General features: G+C 44.8%; 15 protein-coding genes and 6 pseudogenes. 4 read left to right on the top strand and 17 right to left on the bottom strand.

The annotated features are described in order from the left end of the window. Window positions 1-607 (bottom strand): sulfatase-like hydrolase/transferase (locus DXA05_RS23680; protein ID WP_165861558.1); only part of this gene is annotated, 607 nt, incomplete at its 3' end. 139 nt (window positions 608-746) lie between these two features. Between DXA05_RS23680 and DXA05_RS28120 the strand changes: the two are divergent. Together DXA05_RS28120 and DXA05_RS23675 are read left to right on the top strand one after the other, a co-directional pair. Next, window positions 747-937: pseudogene (locus DXA05_RS28120) on the top strand (cysteine synthase A); the annotation flags it as partial. 58 nt (window positions 938-995) lie between these two features. Further along, window positions 996-1,752 (top strand): annotated as a pseudogene (locus tag DXA05_RS23675) (IS982 family transposase). A gap of 178 nt (window positions 1,753-1,930) precedes the next feature. Here the strand turns inward: DXA05_RS23675 and DXA05_RS23670 are convergent. The 12 genes and pseudogenes from DXA05_RS23670 to DXA05_RS23625 form a co-directional block, all read right to left on the bottom strand. After that, window positions 1,931-2,497, bottom strand: coding sequence for a DUF4372 domain-containing protein (locus DXA05_RS23670; protein ID WP_008023543.1), 567 nt, complete (start codon window positions 2,495-2,497; stop codon window positions 1,931-1,933). A 354-nt stretch (window positions 2,498-2,851) separates the two neighbouring features. Further along, a complete protein-coding gene (locus DXA05_RS23665) occupies window positions 2,852-3,574 on the bottom strand; it encodes an endonuclease/exonuclease/phosphatase family protein (protein WP_230297138.1) in 723 nt (240 codons plus the stop codon). Window positions 3,575-3,707: 133 nt separating this feature from the next. Beyond that, complete coding sequence (locus tag DXA05_RS23660) at window positions 3,708-5,087, bottom strand: SMP-30/gluconolactonase/LRE family protein (RefSeq protein ID WP_128859696.1); 1,380 nt, start codon at window positions 5,085-5,087, stop codon at window positions 3,708-3,710. Window positions 5,088-5,104: 17 nt separating this feature from the next. Then, window positions 5,105-5,938, bottom strand: a complete 834-nt coding sequence (locus tag DXA05_RS23655; protein WP_087318224.1) for an endonuclease/exonuclease/phosphatase family protein — start codon at window positions 5,936-5,938, stop codon at window positions 5,105-5,107. Window positions 5,939-5,959: 21 nt separating this feature from the next. Continuing rightward, complete coding sequence (locus DXA05_RS28115; protein ID WP_284515677.1) at window positions 5,960-6,358, bottom strand: DUF3823 domain-containing protein; 399 nt, start codon at window positions 6,356-6,358, stop codon at window positions 5,960-5,962. A gap of 33 nt (window positions 6,359-6,391) precedes the next feature. Then, a pseudogene (locus tag DXA05_RS28110) lies at window positions 6,392-6,448 on the bottom strand (hypothetical protein); the annotation flags it as partial. A gap of 266 nt (window positions 6,449-6,714) precedes the next feature. Next, the gene (locus DXA05_RS28105) at window positions 6,715-7,308 is read right to left on the bottom strand and encodes a RagB/SusD family nutrient uptake outer membrane protein (RefSeq protein WP_284515678.1); all 594 of its coding nucleotides are present in this window, start codon (window positions 7,306-7,308) and stop codon (window positions 6,715-6,717) included. A 50-nt stretch (window positions 7,309-7,358) separates the two neighbouring features. Beyond that, complete coding sequence (locus DXA05_RS23645; RefSeq protein ID WP_284515676.1) at window positions 7,359-8,654, bottom strand: RagB/SusD family nutrient uptake outer membrane protein; 1,296 nt, start codon at window positions 8,652-8,654, stop codon at window positions 7,359-7,361. Window positions 8,655-8,668: 14 nt separating this feature from the next. Beyond that, window positions 8,669-11,737: a TonB-dependent receptor gene (locus tag DXA05_RS23640; protein WP_284515675.1), complete on the bottom strand. Its 3,069-nt coding sequence runs from the start codon at window positions 11,735-11,737 to the stop codon at window positions 8,669-8,671. Window positions 11,738-11,843: 106 nt separating this feature from the next. After that, window positions 11,844-13,004 carry a glycoside hydrolase family 130 protein gene (locus DXA05_RS23635; RefSeq protein WP_008023554.1) on the bottom strand — a complete coding sequence of 387 codons (1,161 nt, stop codon included), beginning with the start codon at window positions 13,002-13,004 and terminating at the stop codon, window positions 11,844-11,846. 166 nt (window positions 13,005-13,170) lie between these two features. Next, a complete protein-coding gene (locus tag DXA05_RS23630; RefSeq protein ID WP_008023556.1) occupies window positions 13,171-14,418 on the bottom strand; it encodes an MFS transporter in 1,248 nt (415 codons plus the stop codon). A gap of 18 nt (window positions 14,419-14,436) precedes the next feature. Continuing rightward, window positions 14,437-15,483, bottom strand: a complete 1,047-nt coding sequence (locus DXA05_RS23625; RefSeq protein ID WP_008023557.1) for a glycoside hydrolase family 130 protein — start codon at window positions 15,481-15,483, stop codon at window positions 14,437-14,439. A gap of 156 nt (window positions 15,484-15,639) precedes the next feature. Between DXA05_RS23625 and DXA05_RS23620 the strand changes: the two genes are divergently transcribed. Further along, the gene (locus DXA05_RS23620; RefSeq protein WP_008023559.1) at window positions 15,640-19,620 is read left to right on the top strand and encodes a hybrid sensor histidine kinase/response regulator transcription factor; all 3,981 of its coding nucleotides are present in this window, start codon (window positions 15,640-15,642) and stop codon (window positions 19,618-19,620) included. 24 nt (window positions 19,621-19,644) lie between these two features. After that, a complete protein-coding gene (locus DXA05_RS23615) occupies window positions 19,645-20,514 on the top strand; it encodes an endonuclease/exonuclease/phosphatase family protein (RefSeq protein WP_008023561.1) in 870 nt (289 codons plus the stop codon). A 411-nt stretch (window positions 20,515-20,925) separates the two neighbouring features. Here DXA05_RS23615 and DXA05_RS28485 read toward each other — a convergent pair. From DXA05_RS28485 to DXA05_RS23595, 4 genes and pseudogenes are all read right to left on the bottom strand, one after another. Further along, a pseudogene (locus DXA05_RS28485) lies at window positions 20,926-21,904 on the bottom strand (hypothetical protein). 135 nt (window positions 21,905-22,039) lie between these two features. Next, window positions 22,040-22,254 (bottom strand): annotated as a pseudogene (locus DXA05_RS23605) (AraC family transcriptional regulator); the annotation flags it as partial. 29 nt (window positions 22,255-22,283) lie between these two features. Continuing rightward, entirely contained in the window at window positions 22,284-22,490 is a 207-nt protein-coding gene (locus DXA05_RS23600; RefSeq protein WP_128859695.1) for a hypothetical protein, read from the bottom strand. Window positions 22,491-22,497: 7 nt separating this feature from the next. Next, window positions 22,498-22,803, bottom strand: a pseudogene (locus tag DXA05_RS23595) (arginase family protein); the annotation flags it as partial. Window positions 22,804-22,900: the final 97 nt, after the last annotated feature.

The following is a 22,900-nucleotide window of genomic DNA, read 5'->3' as shown; positions in this document are numbered from 1 at the left end:
TCTCCGGATGAGAAATGGCAGTCGGTTCGCCTTCAAAATTATGCTCGTAACTCACTTCGATGGGATCGGCCGGATCGAGTCCTACTACATCGCCGTTTTCCACGTAAACCGTCGGGACACGGTCGTTGGTTGCTGCAATCAGGCAAGAGTAGTCGAAACCAATTTCTTTGGCACCCGGTTTGACGGTTTCGTTCCAGTTGACATTGCCGTCTCCCATCCCCAAATGCCACTTTCCGATAGCTCCGGTCACATACCCGCACTGCTGCATCATCTTCGGCAAGGTAAACTGATTTTCATTAATGATAAGAGGGGCATCTCCCGGCAGGATTTTTGCATCCTTATTTTTCCACGGATACATTCCGGTCATCAAAGCATAACGGCTGGGAGTGGAAGTTGCCGAAGTGGCATATCCGTTCGTGAAACAAACTCCGCCATGAGCCAGACTGTCGATATTCGGAGTATGAATCGTAGTAGAGCCATAAGCGCTGACATCGCCAAAGCCCAAATCATCGGCAAGAATCACAATCACATTCGGCTTTTCTTCTACGTGCTGTGAGATACAACCTACTAAAGACAACGTAGGAACTAGATAGATTATCTTTTTCATAATATTATGTAGTTAATAACAGTGCAAATTTAGCTAGTGCTAATTTATTTGTGTAGAACAAATGTTTAATAATTGGGAGTAATGTTCAACCTATAACTTTTCCTGAGAACAGTAGTTTAGTACTAACTTTCGTAATGAAGGTGGAAAACCCAATTCGCACAAAATTAAAGGAATCGGTGCAGATTTTATGCCGAAGACTTATTTGTAGGCAAAATTATTCAGTTACAGAATGATGAAGCCATTCGCCGCGAATTAGCGAGGTTGGAAGACTTGCAGATTAATACTTCCTCAGAAGTTGCCGTATATACTGCCACAAAACTTGTGAAGCGCGTCCCGAAAATGAGAATATGCTTTTTTGTTTCATCTCGAATTTACATTAAACTTTAAGTTGTTATACTATTGGAATGGAAAAAAGTGCAGATTGAAGCAAAGTTACTTAAATAACTGGAAAAAGTCTGTAAGCATATGCGCCATCTCTTCCCGCTGGTTGTATCATACAACCGTTTTGTGGAACTTGAAAAAGAAGTGGCTGTCCCTTTGGCGCTATTCATCAAGAAAGTGTTGCTGGGAAAATGCACAGGCATCAGTTTCGTGGACAGCACTCCTCTGAGGGTATGCAGGAATCAAAGGATACATGTCCATAAAGTATTCAAGGGTATAGCCAAAGGGGTAAGTGTTCCATGGGATGGTTCTTCGGTTTCAAACTGCATCTAATTTGTAATGAAAAAGGCGAACTGCTAAACTTCATGATAACTCCGGGTGATGTGGATGACAGGAAACCGTTGGAATACAAGGCATTTATCGATTTTATCTATGGTAAGCTGGTTGCGGACAAAGGATATATCAGCAAGAATCTTTTCCAACGCTTGTTTGTCAATGGCATACAACTTATCACTAAACTGAAAAGCAATATGAAAGGCGCTTTGATGAGCGTGTCGGACAGACTGCTTCTTCGGAAACGGGCTATTATAGAGACGGTAAACGATGAATTGAAAAACATCGCACAGGTGGAGCATTCCAGGCATAGGAGTTTTGACAATTTCATCGTCAACATTCTGGGGGCTATTGCTGCGTACTGCATGTTTCCCCAAAAAACGTGTATCAATGTGCAACGTACATTAGATACACAGCTTGCTTTGTTTTGATTTCGTCGAACTCACGTTATTTTATTATTGCTGTCCGATAAAACTTAGTAAAGATATGAAAGTATGGCTCCACTGCTGATATAATGCGGTTAAGCCTACTTTTTCAGAAATCCAAGCCCCCTCATTCGAACAATGACGGCATAGGAGGATCTTTGGCAGGCTGTTCAAGCAGCATCTGTCAGTCCCTTTCGGGCTGGTTCAGTAAGCTGTATAAGTCAACATAATACATCAATGTCAGTCTCACCATTGTTGTAAGCCCCGAAAAACTCCAGTTCCTACTCAGCCGACTTTGTATAACCATCAGAAGAAGGTTTGCGATAAGCGTTACCCAAATCTGGATTTTGATGGCATTCCTGCTCTCTCCATAGAAATATCGTAGGGGGAAGTTCTGTTTGATTTGTTTGAAGAGCAGTTCTATTTCCCAGCGTTGACGGTATATGTTGACGATAACTTCCGGACGTCGGGCATTGGCATCGGAAAGTGTACTGCGTGTCGGCATCATCGAGACACCAAGGTGCGCCAGTTTCCGGGCTTCAGACAGCATGGACACGGATATCTCACGCAGTGAGTCGTGACGCATTATCACAGCATAAAGCATTGTCATCAAATGTGTCCAGGCATCAAAGCGCTTAATGTAACGTTCTCCGCCGTTTTTACGGCTGATTTCAAGAATTTCTGCCTTATCAAGCAATTTTATTACCTGACCATATAACGGCTGTCCGAGAAAATGTGTACTTTTACCCATGGTTATTCATTTTAGTTTAGCGACTTCAAAATAACCACAAAGGGCTGACTCCTGCAATAGGTGCCAGCCCTAATTTGGTCTGCGCTTAAAAAGTTTTATCGGACAGCAATATAAAAGAATAGATTTAATTAGTTGTATGCGAGAAACTATCCAGTCTCTTGCATACAACTAATTTCGTTTATATATAAAATTAATCGTCTGACTATAGTTATTCTTTCATCTGACTATAGTTAGACGAAAAGTCAACAGTAGTCAGACGAAAGTTCAACTATAGTCAGACGAATAAATTTATTCGATTGAAGAGTTAGTTTTATGCATACGGAAGACTAATTGGTAGCAAACTTGCTATTAATCTTATTTGATAAGATAAGTAGCCACTACCGGATAATGGTCTGATTCCTTATCCGCCCAATAACAAACATTATACGCCTTCACCGTAAAAGCCTCGTTTGGCGCATAAATCAACCAGTCACATGCGTAAGCCGGACTTGGAACGGGTACTGTCCATGGAGCACCATCACTCAAACAATTTACGGTGAAATACTTTTGAAAAGCAGCCATGGTAGCAGAACCACGGCGGGAATTCAAATCTCCCCCCAAGATAACAGGTTTATCCAGGTGCTCCACGCACGCAAGAATTTCATCAACCTGTTTCAGACGGGCAGCATCTTCGTATTTATGGTCCAGATGTGTCGTAGCGAAATAGAATTCCTTACCTTCCTTCACAACTTTCACATAACCGAAAGAACGGACATAATCACCTTCTTTCAGTACACTCAACTTAAAACTCTTTTCCTCGGAAACCGGATATTTGGAAAGAATCACATTTCCGTAATCTCCGCCAGTCGGAATATCGAGCGCATGGGCAAAATAATAATATTTCATTCCCGTCAGTTCCGACAGTTTCTTCGGAGTATCCCAAGGGTTAATCTCCGTGTTTCTTTCTATTTCCTGAAGTGAAACGATATCCGGGTTCTCTTTCTTAATGACTTCGGCAATCTTATCAATTCCTTGTTTACGACCGCTATACGTGTTGTAAGTCATGGCTTTTACTGTGACCTCTTTCGGTTTCGTCACGGGTTTCTGTGCCGTTGAAGGTTGTAACAAACAACACAATAGAAACAATGAAATGCATATTCTAAAATTCATATACAACCAATTAATAAGTGAATGTTATCCTGAAAAACAATCTTTCCTACCTGATACAAAATTAATCCTTTTCTATCTTACGAATCTTATGATTCCAATAATCTGAAATATACAACGCTCCGTCCGGACCGAACTGCAGACCTTCCGGATGGTTGAATTGCGCTTTATCCAACGTGCCGTCAGTCGTACCGGAAAGACCTGTACCTGTGTAATTTGTCAACATGCCGTCAGGGGTAATTTTCGCTATACGATGTTTTTTACGGACTGCTACATAAATATTTCCCTCTTCATCCAAATCCATCTGGCAAGGCTCTTCCAGTTTGGCTTCATTTCCCTGACCTTCTGTAAAACCTTTTGTATCGTACTGCCCTACCCAAATATGGAGATTAGAAAACTCGCCTTTCGACATGTCGTAATCCCCTTTATAAATCACATGTTTATTCTGTGAACTCATATACACGGTAGTTCCTGCCTTGTCAAAAAGAATACAGCGGATTTTCACTTTCGACGCATTTTTACCTGCTGCGTCGGGAAGTTGCACACCGGTTGCCACCATCGTATTCTGCTCCGGGTCATATTTGTAAATCATGGCATTTCCATGAGCTACGGAGAAAACCTCTCCCGTGACAGGATGCACACCTACATTAGTAACTCCATTTTCCAAAGAGGGAGTGACTGACCATATTGCAGACAGATTAGCAGCATCATACTGATGCGTATCATTGCTCCATGGCATTGTTGCAATATGCGCATTGCCCGAAGCGTTGGCATCATTGGACAAGAATAAAGTATTGCCATCCGATGAGAAAGCGATATTCATCATCCTGAATACAGTTCCACCGGTTCCATCTCCGCGTAAGAAAGTAGCGACCTGATTGTTTTTCGCGATACGGATATCACGGTCATCATCTTCCACGATATACAAAGCACCTTCCTTGTCGAAAGCGATAGAACCCGGTTTCCAAAGACCCGCTTCCATGAGGGTCCCCTCTTTCTTCTCCGTTTTTTCGGAAGGAACATAACTGCCGATATAAGTACTTACGATAGGAGACTGAGAATACTCAAACTCCGTTTTATATGTCAGTTCTTGCGCAGCTTCTCCCTGACCGATATACACTTTCACCGGACCGGAGCCGGAACCTCTCTGTACATTGGCAGTAATAATATTCCCCAACGCACCCGTCACTTCGGCGTCCACCCCGTTGACTGTCACGCGGATATTATCCAAATCCGTGCCGAAATGCGTACCGTATAAAGTCAGGCTTGTAGACTTTCCGCCGGCTGTCGGCGTGTACATAGTGATTTTGGGAGTAGCTTCGCCCTCGCCGATTTCAGGTGTCATATCCTGCCGGTTCTCATCCTCGCAAGCGGCAAAACCGACTGACACAAACATCAGAGAATAGATAGAAAAACGTTTCAAATGAAGTATCAATGTTTTCATGTTTCTGTCTTTTTAGGTTAATCGTTTATACTGAACGTAGCTACCACCGGAAAGTGGTCTGATTCTACATAAGCATCATAATACACATCATAGGCTTTCGGAGACATTCCTTCATCCGGAGTGTACAATACGAAATCAATCGCTTTCACCGGAACGGGCGTTCCCGTTGTCAGTCCATAGTTCCCGTTCAGGCAACCGATTTCAAAACGTTCATACAATATCTTCATCGGGCCGGAGTCGGCTAAAGCATTGAAATCACCAGTCAATATCATTGGCTCATCCAAGCCCTTTGTCTTTTCGATAATCGTTGTAGTCTGGTTGATACGGTTAGTTTCGTTGCCCACATGAGACAGGTGCGTCACTCCGAAATAGAAACCCTTTCCATCTTTTTCTGTTTTCACTACTCCCATCGAACGCGGGTGGACATCTTCCACTGTCTCTATTCTCGGCAAATCATAATTCACTTCATCACTTATCGGATATTTCGAGAGAATTAGGTTTCCATATTCACCACCATCCACATCGCGGGTTTTGACAAAGAAAGCATAAGGCATTCCGGTCACTTCTTTCATCAGGGCGATAATATCCGCTTTCCCCACCTTGTTAGTCTTCGTCTCAAACTCCTGCAAACCTGCCAAGTCCGGATTTATCTTTTTAATCACTTGGGCAATCGCTTCCATTCCCTTTTTCCCGGAATAAGCTTTCTGCCCGCTATATATATTGTAAGACATGACTTTTACCAATACCCCGTCCTTTTCGTCCGGCGGGGTCACACCGTCATCATCCGAACTGCAACCGGCAAACAAACCGCCCGCCAACAGTAGCAGTAATAAATAGAATTTATGTTTCATTGTTACCTTCTTTTTTATCGTTTATCTTATATCATTCACAATTACTTCCACTACCCGGCTGTAATTCACATACGATTTGCTTTCTGCTGTCACCGTAGCCGCAACACGTACATACACCCTGTTCTTGTTGGAAACAATCTTATAATGATTCTCTATAAATTCAGTATCACTCATCAGGTCGATGACGTGCGTGCCACTGGCCTTTGTCCCTAGTGAAGAGAGGGTGGCATGGTTTGCATTGTTCACATCCACTCCCGGAGCATAATTCCATATCACGGAAACATCCGTCAGTTGCAATGTCTCGTTCGATGTTTTCGCATCATAGGTCAGTGTCAGCTTATTATCAGCCGATACAGCCACATCAAGGCTGATACGCGAGAACGGGATTGTGTACAAATCAACCTGCGTTTGTCCGTTCACGGTGACATACCCTTCACATACCCCGACAAAAGGACCATCCTTTGCCTGAATACGATAGCTGCCATTGAACACCTTCGTATGCTCGAACGTTCCATCCTGGCGAGCACGGAAATCAACAGAGGCGGTAGCCCCGTATTCTGCTCGTACAAACTCATCATCACACCGCTACTTCCCGGCACAGGCATAGGAACCGGTTCATTCGTTTCCTTATCATAGATAGTGCCATACACGCCACCGTTCGGTGCATCATAATTATCGATGTCATTTTCGCATGCCGCCACGAAACAGGCGAATAATGCAGTCAATCCTATGTTTACTATTTTATTCATATCGTTTCTTCTTTAAAATTGGATGTATCAATTACCGTAACCCGGATTCTGTACCATCAACGGATTCGTACTCAAGTCCTCGGCACGGAACACCGTATAGTAGTTCTTTTCAAGGAAAAGACGCTTTCTCTTTTCGGGCACACCGGTTTCAAAGGTGTACTTGCCGCTCTTAACATTGTAATACGGACAGAGAGCCGTGCCGCGGAAATTGGTCAAACCACCTTTGCTTACATCGAGATGAGCCAGGCGCCAACGTTTCAAATCCCAGTAACGATGCTTCTCAAAAGCAAGTTCCACTTTCCGTTCATGGCGCACTTTATCCAGCGTCAGGTTACCTGCAGTCAATAGTTTGATACCTGCCCTGCCGCGAATCTCATTGATATCCTTCAAAGCCACGTCCAGATGCCGGTTCAGTTCCATGCAAGCCTCTGCACGATTCAGATAGATTTCTGCCAGACGGAAAACCACCCAGGGAGTAGAAGAACGTTTTGCGTCGATGTTCGTATAGTCCGTCAGACTTTCATCCAGGAATTTACGCTGATAGAAACCCGTCTTGCTGGCGTCGCCTACACTTAACGAGCCACCGTCTTTTCCCGAAGTATTATAAGTCTGTCCGTCTATTACGACCTTGTTCTCCTTATCCGGTTGGGCGGAAGCTTCATACTTGGTTCCTATCCCATCCTGTCCGTTGATGACACCGCGTATCCATTCGATTTTTCCGCCACCGTATCCTTTATAATCAGCACCGGCAGGTAAACCGAACCTAATAAACGAGGGTCTTTATTCTTAAAGATATCATACGGGCTATCATAGCTGATAGCTTTTCCACTGCTGTCTTTCATCTTCAGCTTCCCTTCCGTACCGTCAATATATTCAAATTCCTCTACCATTTCCAGTACCGGAGACATGCCGCATCCCCAACCGTCGCCACGATAAGAGAAAGGAACATTCAGTTTATCCCACATATGTCCTTTACCGGCAGCCACATTATACTGTTTCTGGAAAATATATTCTCCGTTATCCCCATTCACTGCTTTGGAAAAGAGATTGTAAAAGTTCTGCGCCAGCTCTTCCGCTTCCGTACCGGTCGATTTATACAAGCTATACACACGGGGAACCATTTCATCCAGAATCTTCGATGAAGCAGTATAACATTCGTCAAAGTAACGTTCCGCTTCTGTCTCGGGAATATACACATATCCTTTGGAAACAGCCTCGCCTGTGAGAGTCAGCGTTTTGGAATACTTGGCGATAGTACCGGCATACAGTGCGGCACGTGACCACAAGGCAAGCACCGTTCCACGATTTGCGCGGTATTTGGCATCACTGCTGCGTACTTCCGGCAATGATTCATAGATAGCCTTACATTCATTGATAATGAAATCATAGGTCGCGGCTTCCGTATCACGAGCCTGGTAAAGAGCTTCCGTATTTCCTGCGGTATATTCTTTCGGAACAGTCTGCAAAGGAACGCCCCCATAACGCTTCACCAGTCCGAAGTACTGCATAGCACGGATAAAACGGGCTTCTGCTCCGAGTTCTTCTTTCTCATCCTCACTCAATACGGAAGTTTTCTCAATATTCAGCAGGAAGTTGTTTACAATGCGGATTTGCTTGTAGCGGGTCACCATGTCGTCGTTGAATACATAGTCGCCATAAGAATAAGTAGAGTTCGACTTGTCGAATGCGCTCTCCTTCTGATAACTGGCGGTAGCCTCATCCGAGAGGCTGGTCTGATTCGCCAGGTTCGCCTTCTTGCTTCCATACCAGTCGTCAAACTCATCCAGTTTCAGTCCCGAGTCATACATATCCGCCAATACGGCTGTGATTGCTTTCGGATTTTGCCAAATCAAATCCGGTGTGTTGACACCGCTGGTACTCTCACGGTTCAGATAATCATCGCATCCCGTCCATACGAAGATGGACACCCCGCCTATCAATATATATTTCAGATAATTCCTATTCATTGTCTTTACTGGTTTTAGAAGGTTACATTTACGCCAAAGTTATACGTCTTCATCTGCGGATAATAGCGTATTCCGCTGGAATTGCTTTCGGGGTCGACGTTCTTCATCAGTCCGTCACGCTTGGTGAAAGTCAGCAGATTGTTGCAGTTGATATAGAAACGCACCCGGTCGATAGCCGCCTTTTTTGTCAAGACTTTAGGAAGCGTGTATCCCAGTTCCAGAGTTTTCAGGCGCAGGTAATTTGCGTTGTGCAATGACCACGAGTTACTGGAACGGTTATCGGCGACACCTGCCACGCGTGCGGCAGGCATATATCCCGGAATCCATTTGCTATAAGGGTCGGTCGGGTCTTCCCGGTGCCAGCGGTCGGTCATGATAGCCAGCCCATTACCTAAACCTTGCTGGATAAACGGGTCGAGAATATCCCCGCTAACATAAATATCGTGTCCGGCAGCTCCCTGGAAGAAGACAGTCAGGTCGAATCCTTTGTATTCTCCGGACATATTCAGCCCGTAGTACATACGGGGTGTGGCACCGTGTCCGAGTGGTTGCGTATCGTTATCATCAATAATACCGTCACCATTGTAGTCTTCGAATTTCAAATCACCCGGCATCAGCGAACGGTTACCGTCCTTATCCTGAACCGGTGAGTTCAAAATTTCCTCGAAAGAAGTAAACTGCCCGATTACTTTCTTTCCCCAACGGATATCCTTGTAACGCCCGTTGGTGTTATTACGCCAATCGTCATACATATTGGTGGAAGCCGCCCGCTCCACATAATCATACTTAATCCGGGTAGTAGAGAAGTTGGCCGACACATTATAATTAAAATTGCCAATCCGGTTTTTATGCCCGACTACAATCTCGAATCCGGTGTTAATATCAGAATTCAGGTTCTCCTGCGGCATTGATTCACCGAAGATAGTAGGCAATGAGCCTACACGGGTGGCAGGCAGACCGGAACGGTTTCTGCGGAACCAGTCGAACTCCACAGAAATCAGTCCCCTGTGGTAAGACGCCTCAAAGCCGATGTTCATAATCTTCGATTCATACCAAGTCAGCCACGGGTTTGCCATACCTACCGTAGTCATGCCCGAAGTCACTCCGTTGCTGCCCATGATATAGCTTCCGTGAGACGTATATCCATCCAGATACTGGAACGCGTCGAAATCTCCTTCATCGCCCACTTTGGCGTACGAAGCACGGATTTTCAGGTTATCCATATCGGGTAACAGTTTCTTGAAAAAAGCCTCTTCGGAAACACGCCATCCCAATGAAACACCCGGAAAGAATCCCCAACGATTACCTGCACGGAATTTATAGGTTCCGTCATAGCGGAAATTGAATTCCACCAGATAACGGTTAGAGAAATCATAGTTCAGACGTCCCACCAAGCCGGCGTGAGCCGTTTCCTGTGTCTTGCCGGAAGCTTCCTGATTCGTTTTATCCCCATAGTCCAGATCAGGAATCAGCCCGATAGCAAAATCACGTGTCCCGGTCACCCAGTTCTTCTTGTCATTATACATTTCCCATACGAGCATGGCACCGATATTATGCTTTTTAGCAAACGTATTGTTGTAGTTCATAGAGAACTGATAGGTCGGTTTGTCATAGTTTTCCAGCTTCGATTCCAGATGCGCGGTGTTAACCACTTTCTCTATATACTCTTCATTCGCATAATCATACGTATATTCCGAGAGGTCTTTCCGCCACGTTTTCCATTCCTTGTTCGTATAGTCGTAGGCAACCAATGCTTTCGCCATCAGTCCTTTCACCCAGGGAAGTTGCCAGGTGATAGCCAACGAGCTGTTAAATTCACGACGCAGGCGGTCTTCATAACCACTGTCGTCCGAATCGGAAACATGCACGGGGTTCGCCATATCTCCTACGGCTCCCCAATAATCCGGGTTGTCATTGGCATACATGGAATAAGTCGGGATGGCCATTTGTGCCGAACGGAACAGGTTGTCACCATTGTAAGGCTTTTTGCGGTTGTCGAAGCGTCCGCTCAAACGCAGTTCCACGTTCAGTCCCTTAGCCACTTCCACGCTCAGGTTGGAACGGACGTTGTAACGTTGGTAATTCCAGTCGCCCGAACGGATGATACCGCCCTGGTCCATATATCCGATAGACATGTAATATTTCACTTTCTCCGTACCGCCTGTCAGGCTCAAGTTGTGTGAAGTCTGGGGAGCGGTGCTACGCATCGTCTCACTCCACCAGTCCGTACCTGCCGTACCGTTCCGGTAGGCTTCCAGTTGTTCTTGTGAATAAGCGGAAGCTCCGCGCCACGGGTTGGCATTGTGAATCGCTTCATTGTAAAGAGAAGCGTACTCATAAGCATTCATCATCTCCGGATAGCGGGTCACTTTCTGAAAACCTACATAGCCGTTATATTCTATCTTTACCTTCTGTTCCGTCCCTTTCTTGGTAGTAACCAGCAGAACACCGTTTGAACCTTTAAAACCGTAAACAGCTGCGGCGGCATCTTTCAGGATAGAGATGGATTCGATATCATTCGGGTCGAGCTGCGTATAATCACGCTCGATACCGTCTACAATCACCAGCATGCTTCCATATCCGCGAATATCGACGGAAGCTCCATCATCACCGGGGCTTCCGCTACGCTGTACGGCACGCAAACCCGGCAAACGTCCGGCGAGCATATTCGTCACACTGGGAGCTTTTACTTCCATCAACTTATCCGAAGAGATGGCAGCTACCGAACCGGTCACGGAAGCCTTTTTCTGAATACCGTAACCTACCACCACTACCTCGTCCAGCGTCTCGGTATCTTCCTGCAAAGTTACTTTCAGTCCAGCTTGCCCGTTCACCCGCACTTCTGTTGTTTTATATCCTATATAGGAAATCTGTAACACTCCATTAGCGGGAACCGGCAAGGTAAACTTACCGTCCACATCGGTAATCGTCCCCACACCGGCAGCACCTTTCAGTTGCACCGAAGCTCCGATAACCGGTTCTCCGCCGGCATCAACAACCACACCTTTCACCGTGATATTCCGAACAGTCTGTTCGATACCCGATACCGAGGGCTTTCCGCATATACCGTAAACGGCACGCACAGGAAAGTCCCTGCCATTAAAGCTGAAACAGTAGCTATCTTCAGCCGGTCGTTGAACGACTTTAAGACAACCGTGTTCATTTTACAAACATGTTTCATAGATTAAATTAATTATGTGTTTTAAGTTTCGAATCTATATTATCATCACATATCGCTACTGCAACCTGCGAATCGGCACAGCCATAATAGAGATATAATTTGTTTTTAAAGTAAGCCAATCCTTCGATAAACACTGTTCCGTCCTTGTACTGACCGCTCTTCTCGAAAGCGGCTTCGGGCACAAAGAAAGGTTTATCCAAGCGGTCGAGTACTTTATAAGGGTCGTTGGCGTCAAACAGGAACTGCCCTGCACAATAAGCGCCTGCGGGGTATGCCGGGTCCCTTTCTTCCTTGTATCCGTTCTTGCCATTGTATAATAATACAATACCGTTCACGGTTTTGATAGCCGGTGGCCCGCACTCAGTCAGGCGGCTGTCGAAATACCCGCTGCGGGGTTTGGCTATCTCCCTTAGTTCGTTGTTTTCGTTCAGTACCGGAGCCCAGTCGGTCAGGTTATCGGAAGTTGCGGCACATACCGCATTCTCCCCCCAATACATAAAGTATTTGCCAGCCACTTTCTCAATGACCAGTCTGCCGTCTTTCACTCCGGTGACAATAGAAGCCGATTTGCTTGCTATATTGGCAAAACGCCCGTTGTATGCTTTCGCAAAAGCGAGTCCGTGTTTCGTCCAGTTTTTCAAGTCTCTGGAAGTAGCCACCGCCAAGCGGGGAAGATTGCGGTTCCAGGCTGTATAAAGCATGACGTACAATCCGTCTTCCGTCATTGCCACACGCGGGTCTTCGCAACCACCTTCCCATTCTATTTCTTTAAAATCGTCTTCGGAAGGAAAGAGTACCGGTGCGTCCGCTTGGCTCATCGTCACTCCGTCCGTACTTTCCGCATAGCCGATGCGGGATGTCCTCTTTCCGATGCCTTGCGCCGAGTTGTCTTCCGCACGGTAGAGTACCACAATCTTCCCGTCCTTGACGGTTGCCGCCGGATTGAAAGTGTCACTCTCTTCCCATCTTACCGGCTGCTTGCGCATCGGGCATTGGAAAGTAGTCGGTTGCGGGGAAATCACCGGGTTCACCCCTTCCGGGCGGACAAAAGGGCCGAGTATCCATTGTCCGCTCTGTTCTTCGACAGCTACGGATGCCTGTTTTTGTCCGGAGCATCCGGCTAGTGTCATCATACTGATTAAATAGATTACAGATTTTAGTTTTATCATACGTCGTTTTTTTAGTTTTCCCAATCGGTCGTTCATCGTTTTTCTGCCAGCAAAACTATCGTACCCCGCAAAAAATAGAGTGTACTATATTCTCAAAAGGGTATATAGGTGCTGTACAACATAATAATTCATCCGTTTGCAATGGCAGCTTAATGGTTTTGAAATATTAACGAACCGTTTGGTTCTGTTTGATGATGTTCCGGGCCAACGGGTAGGCTATCAACTGCAAGGCTCCTACCAGTATCAATGCGTACTTCAATGCAAAATCCTGTGATATGGCAAAGGCAAGCGCCATAAAAAGGATGAGCCCGAAAGCACGCCCCAGGAATAGTCCGAATTCGTGGCTTAAAATATAAGTGTATTCATTTCTTTTCTCGATTTTAACTACTGCGTCGATGGTTTGCATCATAATGGGATAGTAAGGCAAGTCAAACAAGGGCTGAAAGATTACCTTACAGAGGACAAAGATAATCACTCCGGTGGCTGAAAACAAGACCCCGTTGAACAGAGTACCGATAAAAAAGACGAGTAACCCGGCAATAAATATCTTCGGGCGGTCTTCGGGTTTGGCAATACGCCCCAGTACATAGACCAGTATAGCCGTCAGCGTACCGCTGATTCCCTGTATCAAGCCTAATGTCCCTTCATCACCGACCAGTTTCAGAATCAGGATGGCGGGGGCAGTCACCAGGAATCCCTGTACCATTCCTTTCAGGGAAGCCAGCAACAGCATTTTCTTCCACAGTGTACAGAACCGGAAGTACAGAAAGTTCTTCTGTATCGGATTGGCAAACTTACCACGCCACAAGACAGCTACGGCAAACAGGGTCACGACTATGACTCCGACTGTGACCAAACGATAGGCACCATTTATATCAATCAGGCATCCCATGATTTCTTTGCCGTCTATCTGGCTGATGAATGCGCCAATCAATAAAGGAACAGTTATCGAAGTGATGGAGAAAAAGAAAGATTCCAGTCCGAAAAAGTAGTTCCGGCTATTATCGGTCGTGTTGTTGAGAGTCAATAGATAGCGGTTGGTCCAAAAGAAACCCGATGCGGCTCCGAGAACAAAACCTGCTATGCCTAACTCTACAAAGCCCAATGACTTCACCAGCATCATGGCAAACATCGACAGCCCGCTAACTAATATCCCGCCTGCATACAGTACTTTCACGCTGACATGCCGCAACAGGAAGCCGTTGACAAAAGAGGTCGCAATGATGCCGATATACATAAAAAGTTGATAGAAAGCTACGGAAACAGGCTCGCTCGTGTGACGCATCACATAAGCACCTACAAATATCTCCACCACAGGAAGCACGAACGCATAGAGCAGGTTAGTCATCAACAGTACACGTACATTGGAAGTCTGCTGCTTGAAGAATTGATATTCTCTTTTCAATTTATTCATTTCTTACCTTAATATATGTCATGACTTTAATGAACGAAGGATTTCCCCGATGGAGAACTCCGCTCCGCAGATTACTTCATCACTCGCACCGTAGTAAACAGTCACCTTATCCCCTTCTACCAGATGCCCGTTCGTGAAGACCACATTCCCGAAAAATCCGGTCTGCTCGTAGGGAGCAGTCGGTTCCATTATAGGAGCTTTGCTTCGGGCAATTACCTTTGAGGGGTCGTTCAAATCAAGCAGAAGGGCTCCCAGGCAATAGCGGTTCTGATAGTCTGCACCATGATAAATCTCCAGCCAGCCTTCCTCTGTACGGATAGGCGCGGCGCCCGCACCCACACGGGCACAGTCCCAGCTATCGGGACGAGTGGTCGCAACGCAACGGTGGTTACCCCAGTGCAACCGGTCGGGTGATTCGGCAAGCCAGATATAGTTGCCGCCCAGTTCGGGACTGCTCGGGCGATGCAAGGCGAAATATTTGCCGTTTATCTTCTCTTCAAACAAGGCACAGTCTTTATTATGAGGGGGAAAAATCATGCCGTGACGAGTGTAATTCTTCCAGTCACGGGTATGAATCAGCCCTACACCGACGGCAACGGAAGAGACTTCGGTAAACGTCAGGTAATAGCCGTCGGCTGTAGTCGCCACCCGGCAGTCCTCGATGCCGAAAGCCTCTAATGCCCCTTTGCCGAAAATAGGCGGATAATCCGGTTCTTCCTTAAAATGGATGCCGTCCTCGCTCGATACCAACCGGAGATAAGACATGGTAGTCAGATAATTCTGTCCCGCATATCCTATCACACGAGGGTCGGAAGCGTCCAGTTCCGGGTCATTTTCGTCGAAAGAAAGCACTTCTATCTTCCCTTCCTTATTATATACGGGGAAACTAATCACTCCCTGTTTCTGTACGGGGCGTTCGGCTACCCGCAGTAATAACCAGGTTTTTCCGTCGAAGCGGAATACGCCGGGATTCAGGAAACAGGTGATTTCCATACCTTCTATTCCCGGTTGTAAATCAGATGGTTTCAATAATGGGTTCTGATGAAATCGTTTTGCAATATCCATTTTCTAATCATTAAATAGGTGTTGTTTTTATTTCTCGTGGCAAAGCTACCCCACGCAGCGACGGGAAGAGTGTACTATATTCTCAAAAGGGTATACACGTGTTGTACAGCATATTTTTATCTTTGTTTTCTTATTTTTCCTCTCTATCTTTGCGACATGATTCTACGAAAACACTCATATTTCCGTTACATCTGCATCCTTATTTATTCATGCCTGATGCCTGTTTTATTACATTCGCAGAATGTAGTAAAACAGATTTCCAATGCGGATGGATTATCCAATAATTCGGTGAATTGTTTCCTCGAAGATTCGGAACATACGCTTTGGGTAGGGACATGGGACGGATTAAATGCATATAACGGTCGTAGCTTCAAAACCTATTCTTATAATAAAAAGGATGCAGGGTCTATCAGTAATAATGTCATCTGGCAGATTATCGAGCAGAGCGACTCTATCCTGTGGGTATCTACGGACTATGGGGTGAACCGGTGGAAACGTTCTACCCAACAGTTTACTCCTTATTATTTAGGTACACAGAATAATCCGCCGAAACAGGAGAAGTCATTTCTGCTGGATATCACTTCCGGCAAGCATATTATCTGTTATGTGAAAGAGCAGGGTCTATTCTGTTTCGATGACCGGAAACAGGAGTTTGTTTCCTTGAAGAATGACCTGCCCGATGACATCAGGAACTTCGTCATTGATTCCAAAGACCGGATATTCTTTCTCACAGGACATGGACAATTATTGCATTATCAACTGACTGTCCGCAACTCCTGTCCCGAACTCTCGTTCAAAGAAGAAATCAGGCACTGTGCCCCCGTTTCCAATATTTATCTTTCCCAGGACTGCCTCATCATTAACGATGACAGGACGCTGACTGTTTCACAAGATAACCGTATATTGGACAGTATAAATATTCCGGAGAACAAAACCGTATCACAAGCTATCTGCCACGGTGAATATCTCCTTATCAGCTTTATCGAGGGGGGATGCATCAGATATAATCTTGAAAATGGGACTTCAACGGAATTACTCCAATTGCCGGAGAAAGCTTCCATTTTCACTATTTATATCGGCTCGCAGAATATCCTTTGGGTAGGTACGGACGGACAAGGGATATTGGAAGTCTATGAACACAGTTCGCCTTTCCATACCGTAAAAACGAATTATCCTGTCCGCTGTTTTTGTGAGGAAGACAATGGCAATATACTCGTAGGAACAAAAGGAGAAGGTATCCTGCTGCTCGACAAGCAGGAACGGGGAGTCAACCCCTATCTTTCAACAGGCAACGGGTTAATCTCCAACTCCGTTTATACTATCCGCAAAAATATGTCCGGGGATATATTCATCGGAACCGAAGGGGCGGGTATCAATTATATTCCACTCAATGGCAACCAGGTGAAAAAACTGGGTATTCCCGCTGAATTTCCAGCTTTCAGGGCAGTTTACAGTATCCTTTTCACCCATAATGATTCACTTTTATGGTTGGGAACTTCCGGCTACGGACTTATCAAGCTGAGCCTGCAAAGGGAAGGAAAAAGTTATAGAGTAACGGACATGAAACAATATAAATCTCCCGGCCCTTCTTCGCCAAGCAATAATATTATTTATTCGGTTATTGCCGGATACGATGAGAATGAACTTTGGCTAGGCACGCGAGGGGGCGGAATTAATAAGTTCGATATCGCGTCCGAACGTTTCCGGCAGATGAATGAGATAGACCCCGGTTTGTCCCTGACTAACAATGACGTGATTTATCTGACTAAAGGAGATTCTGCCAGTATCTGGATAGGTACCAGTTATGGTCTTAACCGGTTGTTCCCGACAGCCACACCGCCTTCCATCACCGAATATACGGACAATAACGGATTGCCCAATAATACGATTCACGGCATCCTGAAAGATGAGAACGGGAATATTTGGGCAAGCACCAATCAAGGTATCTCCTTTATCGACTTGCCCTCGGGAAAAATTACCAATTATTCCTCAAGAAACGGGCTGCAAAACGACGAATTTTCTGATGGGGCTATTTTTAAGGACAAAGCCGGATGGCTGTATTTCGGCGGAGTCAGCGGGTTGAACTATTTCGACGAGAACAAGATACGCTTACGGGAACATATCGCATCATTAAGCCTGAACAGCCTGAAGATAAACAATACAAGCCAGAATATCTACGAACGTATCCGTAACCATACACTCCGATTGGACTATGACGAGCCTTATATTACTTTGGGATTTGCCGCACATGATTTTATCAACAATGAGAATTGTGAGTTCAGCTACCGCATTATCGACTTTGCCGACGAATGGATTTACAATGAGAATAACCCGAATATCGTTATCACCAAACTGCCGCCGGGAAAATATAAACTGGAAGTAAAATGCACCAATGGCGACCGGGTATGGAGCAACGAAATCTATTCCCTCAATTTGGACATCGCTTACCCCTGGTGGCTCAGTACTACAGCTTTTATTATTTATTTTATCCTGATTGCCATTGCTATCTATATCACGCAATCCGTCATCAAGAATCGAATCCGGCTGAACCGTCAGATTCTACTGGAACATATCGAGAAACAGAATCAGCAACGTATCCATGAATCGAAGTTGAACTTCTTCACGAATGTGGCACACGAGTTTTTCACTCCGTTGACACTGATATACGGCCCGGCACAGCACTTGTTGGAAAAGGCAGACCTCGACAGTTATACAAAAAGATATATCTACATCATCAAGAACAATGCCGACCGGATGCAGAAGCTTATCAACGAACTGATGGAGTTCCGGAAAGCAGAAGCGGGACATACAGCTATCTATGCTGAAAAAGTGGATATTCAGTTGCTCGTCGACTATGTATCGGACAACTATACCGAAATTGCCGAAGAAAACAAGATAGACTTCAGCTTCAAAAGCAAAGAGGTATCATCCTTTACAACAGACCGGAATGCACTGGAAAAAATAATATTCAATTTGCTTTCCAACGCCTTCAAATATACGCCGTCCGGCGGATATATCCGTGCTGAAATACGGGGGAATGTCGCTGACGGGACATTGCATTTCCGAATCCGCAACTCGGGCAAGGGACTGACAGAGAAACAAATGAGTGAGATATTCAGCCGGTTCAAGATTTTCGAAAGCAGTAACCTGAAACATGCGGGAAGCACCGGAGTCGGCCTGAATCTGACCAAGAGCTTGACGGAGTTATTGGGCGGAGAAATCACAGTAGGAAGTGTATTGGGAGAGTATGTAGAATTCAATGTGTCTCTACCGTCCATGCACGTGAATTCCGGAAAAGAAAGTCAGCCGGCAGAAGAAGAGGCAGAAGCCGGTGAAATGCTTTTTGTCCCAAAACAAAAGGAAATTAGTATATTGATTGTAGAAGATGAAAAGAATATCCGCGAACTTCTGAAAGATATCCTGCTTCCTTACTACCAGGTTCGGGAAGCAGCCGATGGGGAAGAGGCGCTGAAAGAAATCGAACAGAAACAGCCGGATATTATTATCAGCGATGTATTGATGCCCAGGCTGGACGGCATCACTCTGACGGATATATTGAAAGCCAACGAGCGGACTGCCCACATTCCGATTATCCATATCTCCGCCAAGAACTCCATCGAAGACCAGATTAACGCTTACAAACATGGAACAGACTTATATATCCCCAAACCTTTCCACCCGAGGCATGTATTGAGCGCGGTAGAGAATATGATTAATAAATACTCTCTGATGAAAGAGTATTTCAAATCCAGCCGTTCCTCTCTCATCGTAAGGGATGGAATCACCATGCATAAAGAGGATGAGCTGTTACTGGACAAGATTATCAAATTCATCGAAGATAATATTGACGACGAATCCATGAATCCGGATTCTCTCGCAGACTTTATAGGAGTAAGCAAAGCGGGATTGTACCGTAAACTCAAAGAATTGACGGAAAAGACACCAAGCGAATTTGTCCGTACCATCCGCCTGGAATATGCAGCAGGCCTATTAAAGACTACCAAGCTTACCGTTACCGAGATTATGTATAAATCGGGCTTCTCAAACAAGTCTTATTTCTACCGGGAGTTTGCCAAGTTATACAACACTTCTCCCAAAGAATACAGGAGCGGACAGACAGAAGAAAAGGATACTTAATAACCATCTAACAATAAAGAAACAATGAGAAAACTTTTTATTGTATTGGCGCTCTGCGGTGTGTCAATACTGAATGCGCAGCAACTGAATGTCGCTTCTTACAATGTACGAAACAGTAACCCGAACGATGCCAAAGCCGGAAACGGCTGGGAACAGCGTTGCCCGGTACTCACCCAGTTAATCACCTTTCATGACTTCGATATATTCGGAGCGCAGGAAGTGAAACATAACCAACTGGAAGATATGTTGAATGCCTTGCCGCAATACAGTTATATAGGCGTAGGACGGGATGACGGGAAAACGAAAGGGGAATATGCGCCTATCTTCTACCGGAAGGATAAATTCAAGTTACTCAAATCCGGGAATTTTTGGTTATCGGAAGATACCTCGAAGCCGAATAAAGGATGGGATGCAGCCTATACCCGCATCTGTACATGGGGAGAATTCAAGGATATTACAGGCAAGTTCAGATTCTGGTTCTTTAACCTGCACATGGACCATATCGGAGTAGTGGCACGTCGCGAAAGTGCCAAGCTGGTTATCAGCAAGATTAAAGAGATGTGTGGCAAAGACCCCGTCATACTCACCGGAGATTTCAATGTAGACCAGACCAGCGAAAGTTATCAAGTACTTCATGAATCCGGAATATTATCAGACTCTTATGAGGTCGCGCAACTGAGATATGCAACTAATGGAACATGTGCAGGATGGAATCCGAACACATATACTCCCAACCGTATCGACCATATCTTCGTTACCAAAAACTTTATTGTTGAAAAGTACGGAGTGCTGACAGATACTTACCGGATTAAAAATGAAGCCACCGGAATGTATGAAGCACGCATTCCTTCAGACCATTTTCCCGTGAAGGCAGTATTGAAATATACCAAGTGAGCAAACTGAATTCGAAATGATAATATAAGCCTGTTAATGTTCTATTTTTAATATTCTACAAGGAAATAGCCGGTTAAAAAGTAACGAACCGGAAAATAAACTGCATAAATAAATGCATGAGCATACAAAAAATATTCTCGAAACGGTTATACCTGAAAAAAGAAAATCAAGCAATTAAATGAAAAAAAGAACTGGACGGTTATTGATTCAATAATCTCTTATCTTTACATGGTCGTAGCGCGATATGTATTTACATTTTAGATAAAAAAGCGAGCTGGTTTATATGCCAAAGAAAAGCGAAAATGTAATAGCACAATAACAGAAAAAATAGCAGCAAGTTACTCATGTTTGTAAGAGTAGCTTGCTGCTATTTTTATAGTGTTTATATCTTTATCAGAGAAGCATAATATATTAATCAATGTATTGTTTGATTAACTCCACTGGCATTGACAATTGTTTGGATATCTCTTCAATCGATGTCCCATTTTTACAGAGCATCTTAATCATTGAACGAATCACTTGTTCTTTCTGTTCAATCACTTGTTCTTTCTGCTCAATCACTTGTTCTTTCTGTTCAATCACTTGTTCTTTCTGCTCAATCAACTGCTCTTTCTGCTCAATTTCCTTATTCTTCATCATAATTGTCGTATCCCTGTCCTCTATTTCAGAAAGAATTTCGTCTTCTATCTCCATGGCACGCCGCACGTTGGGTGCAGCGGCAGCCTTCAGCAGCCGATGAACAACACACTTCACTTCATCGTCAAGATGCTCATCGTTAATTTCCAGATAGTGTTCGCTATCAGCCTGCCGATATTCTTGGTCAAATACACTCAGCAGACGTTCAAGACGGTTACGAGTTCGTCCGGTGAGGAAAGGATCTGCACGATGATGCTGTCATGAGTCAGACTCTCTATGAAGGGGTCGGGAGAAGGAAGAGGATTGTCGTCATAATCCAGATAGCGGCGGTGCACGTAACCACCGGCTCGGTCAGGTTACCCAAGGGGTGTCCCAGAATGTAGATAGAAATGATGGGCAAACCATATGTACGCCTTTGTCCATGCTCATTCTTTTCTTCGATAATGTTCTCCTTATTAAGATACTGCGTGCCCAGATACTGTCGGAAGCACAAGGTTTCAGTAATGAGCCAAGTCTTTTGCAGTTCGATAAGGACAAGGTGTTCTGCACCGTCATTCTCACGAATCTTTGCTGAAAAATCTATACGAAAGAGTGAGATGCGAGTATGTTCCATGGAAGTATACTCGTGGCGGCGCATTTCAAGGTCTATAATATCCTTTTTGAGCAATGCGGAAAGAAATATCTTGGCGACTTTCTTGTCTTCCATTAAGAATTTGAAGACAGCGTCGTAAATGGGATTGGCGATGATAGTCATATTGCTTATAGTTTAATAATTAAGCAAATATACTTCTTTTATTTGATTAATGAGAGGATGAAAAGGTTAAATTCTTCTATCGGAAAGGAATTACGACATTCTAAGTTACATCGATTGATTCCTCATATTCTAGGATTAAAGAAGTATCAGTATGCCGTATTGTTTCTTGAAAGCGGTCGAAAAGTGCGATGGATTCTTGAAACCCACTTCGGCATAGACATCCACTAATTCTCGTTCATAAACTCCATGATATCTATCTTCTACGGTTCGTTGAAATCGAAGAGCGCCGGAGCAAACCGCTTGTCGATATGCAGCAACGCAAGCAGCCCCTCCTGCAATTTCAAGTTCATGGAGCCATCGGATTTCAAAATAGATTCTATCAGCTTGTTGCATACGTCGTCGGAAAATGCACAACGGTATGTTTCGGCACATTTCCGACAGTCAATACAACCTCATACTGATTTGTTGCCAATCCAGAACCATTCTGTTTCGATTCCCTTTTCATGCAGAGCTCCTCTACCACACTCAGATCTTGCCAAGTTCCTCCTTGGGGATGCGTACTTCCATTGACCAATAAAACTTTCATACTCGGATTATTTCAATAAGGGTAGTTGGTGTAACATCTCTTTGATGCGAATCGCAATACGCGGCATCGGTTCAGCAACGGTCAAACCGACAATCTCTTTTTCCGTAGCGATGTCGTTTATTACCCTCACGACTTCCGATATTTTCATTCCGCTGGGAACAACACCGACAGCAGCTATGATTTCGGCAGGGTCGAGCACGTCCATATCGAAATGTACGACGACTTTGGACGCTCCGCACGATTTCAGCCAATCACGTATTGCATTGCTATTCTCACGGACATCTTCCGACGTCAAGTGTTTTCCTCGTCTTTCCAACGGGCTTTCTGACCGCCTTTCATATATCCGATACGGGGAATTCCGTTTACTATAGAGTTATTGTGTCCGTGTGCCCACTGCATTTTCAGCATCT

The sequence above is a fragment of the Bacteroides sp. AM54-2NS genome (genome assembly GCF_003602935.1).
Lineage (GTDB): Bacteria > Bacteroidota > Bacteroidia > Bacteroidales > Bacteroidaceae > Bacteroides > Bacteroides xylanisolvens.
This window is presented reverse-complemented; position numbering and strand designations above follow the sequence as displayed.